We start from the raw sequence: 5,158 nt of genomic DNA, 5'->3' as shown, positions 1-5,158 counted from the left end.
GTTCAAATGGCGATTCAGCGTTTAATTGGTTTTGGGAAAAAAGAAGAGTTTAAGGAAATTTTGGCAATTTTAAGAAAGCAGAATCCTGATAGGATAAGGGTTCTGTGAAATTTGTCGTGTACAGAGTTCATTTAATTAAATTTAAATAGCCCAGTCTTGTGATTTAAGGCCAAGATTTGGCCTAATGCGCCAAAGACGCTGACATAGTTTTTCTGGACGTTCAATACTGTTCGCTAATGCTGAAATATTCAACTATATGTGCAGAGTAACATAAAAAGGAGGGTCGCAATGAATGCCCCTGCACAAATTAGCAAAGCTCAGTTCACGCAGGATGCGTCAGCACTGAAAGGTTTACAACTGGATAAAAAACGTTTTGGCTGGCTGCTGAGTCCCGGTTTGCCTGTGATCGGTATGGGAATTCTGGCTGGCTATCATTTTGGTCCCAAAGCCACTAAAAAAGTCTTTGCGATGGGTGGGCCTTTATTATTGCATGTGATTATCCCAACATTAGATGCTTTAATTGGTGATGATGCCAATAATCCAAATGATGAGCAGATTCAGGCATTGGTCAAAGATCCTTATTATGACCGGATCGTGAAGGTGTTTATTCCTTTGCAAATGGCTGCCAATGCTTTTGCAGGCTATGTCGTATCCCGTCCAAATGTTTCTCTGGTCGATCAGGTTCTACTTGGCGTTTCTATGGGGGCGATCAATGGAATCGGTGTGAATACTGCACATGAGCTGAGCCATCGCCCTCAGAAAAAAGATCACTACTGGTCACATGCCAGTCTGATGCCACTGGCTTATAACCATTTCCGGATTGAGCATCCTTATGGACATCATAAACGAGTGGCGACGCCAGAAGACCCGGCATCTTCGAAAATGGGGGAATCCTTCTACCGCTTCTGGCCACGTACTGTATTGGGTGGCTTGAAATCAGCAATTCAGATAGAAAAAAGACGTTTGGAACGTAAAGGCTTAAAATTTTTTAGTCTGGAAAATGAGTTATTTCATGGCTGGGCGATGAGCGCAGGTTACCATGCCTTAATGCTGAAAACGTATGGCAAGAAAATCATTCCTTATACGCTGACCCAAGCCTTTTACGGCATCAGCCTGTTTGAGATCGTGAATTATATCGAACACTATGGATTGAAACGCGGGCAAAAAGCAGATGGTACCTATGAGCGAACCTTGCCCGAACATAGCTGGAACAATAACAACATCGTGACCAACCTGTTCCTGTACCAGTTACAACGCCATTCGGATCATCATGCCTATCCAAGCCGACCATTTCAGGCATTGCGACATTTTGATGAAGCACCAGAATTACCAAGTGGTTATGCCACCATGCTGATACCGGCACTGATTCCACCATTGTGGTACAAGATGATGGATCAACGTGTGTATCAACATTATCAAGGCGATCTGGCTAAAGCGAATATTCTGCCTTCGAAACGTGCCAAGCTGCTTAAGAAATTTGGTCTAAAAGACACTGCGGCTTGATGATGTAAACCAATAAAAAATGCGCCATTCGAGGCGCATTTTTTATTGATTTTTATTTAGAACCAGTCACTTTGCATATTTAGACAGGTGTCATCGAAGTTCATCAGTAACTTAGCCTGATGTTCAATTTCAGGCAGTTCCCAATGAATAAAATATTGAGCTGCCTGAATTTTACCCGCCAGAAAGGCTTGATCTTCCTGTTGAGAAGATGTGCCAAATTTAAGTTGAGCCTGATTGGCCATTTCCAGCCACAGCCACGCAATAATAGTTTTGCCCATCATATCCAGATATAGGCCAGAATTGGCCAAAGTTTCACTAACTTTGCCTTGATGCAGAGCCTGACCTAAAACCTGTGTGGTTTTTTGCACAGTGACAAGATGCTGTTTATAGACATCTGCCAGTTCTGTTAACTTGCTATCCTGAATCTCAGACAAGGTTTTCTGGATGCGTTGCATGAGCAGGGTCAGGCCTTTGCCATTGTGCTGCCAGAGTTTACGGCCTAATAGATCCAGAGACTGAATCCCATAAGTGCCTTCATGAATCGGATTAAGACGGTTATCCCGATAGCATTGCTCAACCGGATATTCACGCGTATAGCCCGCACCACCCAAGACCTGAATCGCTAGATCATTGGCTTTAGGACCATAGGCAGAAGGGAAGGACTTGACCACTGGTATAATGAGATCGAGTAAAATGGCACTCTCTTCATCTTGTGCAGCCTGATGTTCATCAATTAAACGAGCTGCAAATAAGCACAGCGCCAAAGCACCTTCAACATAAGATTTTTGTGCCAGTAGCATACGTTTGACATCCGTATGCTCAATGATATTAACAGGTTTAGCGTCAGGTGTTTTTTCATGAACCGGACGGCCTTGAGGACGGTTTTTAGCATAGTCCAGAGACTCCAGATAACCACGATAACCGATCATGGCTGCACCGAGGCCAACACCAACGCGCGCTTCATTCATCATCTTGAACATGTATTTTAAACCATGTCCCGCTTCACCAATTAAATAGCCTAAGCAATTGTTATTTTCTCCAAAGCTTAGCACTGTTGAAGTTGTGCCGCGATAGCCCATTTTGTGTAGCAGGCCAGCCAGATGGACATCATTGGATTCACCTACAGTTCCATCTGTATTGGTTTTGAATTTCGGCACGATGAATAGGGAAATACCTTTTACCCCTTGCGGAGCATCCTGGATACGAGCCAGAACCAGATGCACAATATTTTCAGTAATGTCCTGATCACCACCAGAAATAAACATTTTCTGGCCTTTAATTTTGTAGCTTCCATCTGACTGAGGAATCGCTTTAGTGGTCAGATCTCCCAAAGAGGAACCCACATTCGGCTCGGTCATCGCCATAGTTCCAGCAAAGCGGCCACTTAGCATATGCGGCAAGAACATTTGTTTTTGTTCTGGAGAGGCAAAGGCTTGAATCAGATTTGCTGCAGCGGCTGTCAGAAAAGAGTAGGCAACAGTCGAAGGATTGGCCGACATGAAGTAGGCATTGCAGGCCATATTCACCAAAGTCGGCAATTGCATGCCGCCGTCTGCGTAATCATGCTGGGCGCAGAGTAGACCAGCATCAGCAAATTGTTGCCATGCTATTTTCACTTCATCAATGGTCTTTACCTGTTTGCCATCAAAGCTCGGTTCGTGATGATCAGCCTTAGCATTATGCGGCGCAAAATAATCGGTCGCGATGCCTTTTGCCGTTTCCAGAATACTATCAAAGGTATTTTTGTCATGATCCTGATAGCGTTCCAGTTCAGTTAAGGCTTCGAGTTTGAAAACATCATAAAGCAGAAAATTGAGGTCTTTATCATTAATTAGCTGAGTCACGGTATAGTCCTGAATGTGCAATCCTTGAGATAGCATCAAGACTAACAGTTGCATTTATCAAGGAGGATTGTCAATAATGACATGAAACGGGTGAAAAGCGACAAATAGAACAATATGCAACAGGTAGTGATTTTAGGCTTTGATGGTGCTTTGGCTTCAGCAATTACAGGTGTCGTCGACTTATTCGCCATGGCTGGCGTCAGCTGGAATCGGATTCAGCAGCAAAATGTGCAACGCCTGTTTAAAGTCAGGATCGCCAGTCCAGATGGACAACCAATTCGTTGTATTAACGGTCTGGAATTGCAAGCTCATTATGCGTATAAAGAGATTCAAACTGCCGATATTCTGGTAGTGCCGACCATCGCCGCACCTATTCCAGAGGTACTGGATGAAAACCCAGGCCTGATTCAGTTTTTAACTTCCGCTCATGCACAATCTACCTTAATCGCTGGAAACTGCACCGGGAATTTCTTTCTGGCAGAAGCTGGTATTTTAGATGGTCGTGTGGCGACAACGCATTGGGGCTTTCAGGACATGTTTCGTGCACGTTATTCTCAGGTCAAACTCAATGCCGATCTGATGATTAGCCGGGATCAGAATATTTACTGTGCAGGTGGAGGCTTGGCCTGGTTTGACCTAGGCTTGCATCTGATCGAACGTTTCTATGGTTTTGAAGTTGCCATGCAATCTGCCAAATCCTTTGTGATTGATTATCGACGCGATAGCCAATTGTCTTATTCCTTAATGAAGATTGGTCAACCACATCATGATGAACTGGTGCAAAAGGTTCAGGACTGGTTAGAGCAGCATTTTCATGAAGAGTTTACTTTAAATGCGCTGGCAGAACGTTTTAATGTCACCACTCGTACTTTAATCCGGCATTTTAAGCAGGCGCTAAATATTGCACCGAATCAGTATCTGCAAGCCATTCGTATTGAAGCGGCACGCAAACGGCTTGAGGAAACCGATCAGGCCATAGATCTGATTATGCAAAATGTCGGCTATCAGGATCCAAGTTCATTTCGGCGTTTATTTTATAAAAAAACAGGGTTAACACCTTTAGAATATCGCCGTCGTTTTAGCCGACGTTTCTAAATTTTGATAAAAAGAAAGATTCGAAAATCTCTCTTGGCATACATATTAGCTAAAGATATCTTTACGTAAATAATGCGTATAAATGGTTGATGCTATGCTTTGCAGGAAGCCGGTGAACATAATCCAGTAAATGAAAATTTCACATTCTAACTATTTTAGTCCGAAACCTTCAAATCCGATGATGATCAAAAAGGCTGAACTAATCCCCAAAAATAAAATGTTATAGGACAATGACTTCTGCTTTAATAAAATCATTGTTCCTCTTTCGTCTTTGGCTTCTTGTGAGCATTCAAAGCGTATTTTATATATTTCACAGCAAATCACAGCCACCACAATACTTAAGATACTAGCCATCAATACCCAATATAGTGTCATGTTACTTCCTCGGCATAACTAAACAGTTCCTCAATCGTCGTTTCAAGTGCATTTGCTAACTTGAATGCCAGAATCAAGGAAGGGTTGTACTTCACTGCTGTCCCATAGTTTGCTTTAAATAAAAAAACCTGAGTCCTAACAGTTAAAATATGAGTGCAAACAAACACTTTAACGACCAGGATTCAGGTTTTGTCACATCAGAATACCGTATTTCATGAGCTAATTAAACCTGTTGTGCGACAGGATTTTGAACAACTTGCTAAAGTGCACCATGTTGGACAGAAATTTAGAGCGGCTTCCCGGTGGGATCAGTTTATTGCCATATTGATGTCTCAATTCTC

5 protein-coding genes are annotated in these 5,158 nt (G+C 42.8%); 3 read left to right on the top strand and 2 right to left on the bottom strand.

The genetic code is table 11. From position 1 onward, the window contains the following. Positions 1-288: 288 nt before the first annotated feature. Positions 289-1,503 carry an alkane 1-monooxygenase gene (locus tag FTV34_RS16250; protein WP_180070798.1) on the top strand — a complete coding sequence of 405 codons (1,215 nt, stop codon included), beginning with the start codon at positions 289-291 and terminating at the stop codon, positions 1,501-1,503. A gap of 56 nt (positions 1,504-1,559) precedes the next feature. Here FTV34_RS16250 and FTV34_RS16245 read toward each other — a convergent pair whose 3' ends face one another. After that, the gene (locus FTV34_RS16245; protein ID WP_180070800.1) at positions 1,560-3,383 is read right to left on the bottom strand and encodes an acyl-CoA dehydrogenase; all 1,824 of its coding nucleotides are present in this window, start codon (positions 3,381-3,383) and stop codon (positions 1,560-1,562) included. 78 nt (positions 3,384-3,461) lie between these two features. Here FTV34_RS16245 and FTV34_RS16240 point away from each other — a divergent pair, with 78 nt between their 5' ends. Further along, on the top strand, positions 3,462-4,442 hold the full coding sequence (locus FTV34_RS16240; RefSeq protein WP_180070796.1) for a GlxA family transcriptional regulator: 981 nt from the start codon (positions 3,462-3,464) through the stop codon (positions 4,440-4,442). A gap of 150 nt (positions 4,443-4,592) precedes the next feature. Here the strand turns inward: FTV34_RS16240 and FTV34_RS16235 are convergent, their stop codons facing one another. After that, the gene (locus tag FTV34_RS16235; protein ID WP_166138169.1) at positions 4,593-4,817 is read right to left on the bottom strand and encodes a hypothetical protein; all 225 of its coding nucleotides are present in this window, start codon (positions 4,815-4,817) and stop codon (positions 4,593-4,595) included. A gap of 189 nt (positions 4,818-5,006) precedes the next feature. On the opposite strand from FTV34_RS16235, the gene FTV34_RS16230 reads away from it, so the two are divergent. Continuing rightward, positions 5,007-5,158: DUF4372 domain-containing protein (locus tag FTV34_RS16230; RefSeq protein WP_141214591.1), on the top strand; the 152-nt coding region annotated here is incomplete at its 3' end.

The sequence above is a fragment of the Acinetobacter sp. YH16038 genome, assembly GCF_013417275.1.
GTDB lineage: Bacteria > Pseudomonadota > Gammaproteobacteria > Pseudomonadales > Moraxellaceae > Acinetobacter.
The sequence above is the reverse complement of the archived record's forward strand: the minus strand, read 5'-3'. Positions and strand labels throughout refer to the sequence as shown.

Excerpts from the sequence above, each read along its gene's own strand:
- FTV34_RS16250 (WP_180070798.1), top strand. The coding sequence starts at position 289 with ATGAATGCCCCTGCACAAATTAGCAAAGCTCAGTTCACGCAGGATGCG.
- FTV34_RS16245 (WP_180070800.1), bottom strand. The coding sequence starts at position 3,383 with ATGCTATCTCAAGGATTGCACATTCAGGACTATACCGTGACTCAGCTA.
- FTV34_RS16240 (WP_180070796.1), top strand. The coding sequence starts at position 3,462 with ATGCAACAGGTAGTGATTTTAGGCTTTGATGGTGCTTTGGCTTCAGCA.
- FTV34_RS16235 (WP_166138169.1), bottom strand. The coding sequence starts at position 4,817 with ATGACACTATATTGGGTATTGATGGCTAGTATCTTAAGTATTGTGGTG.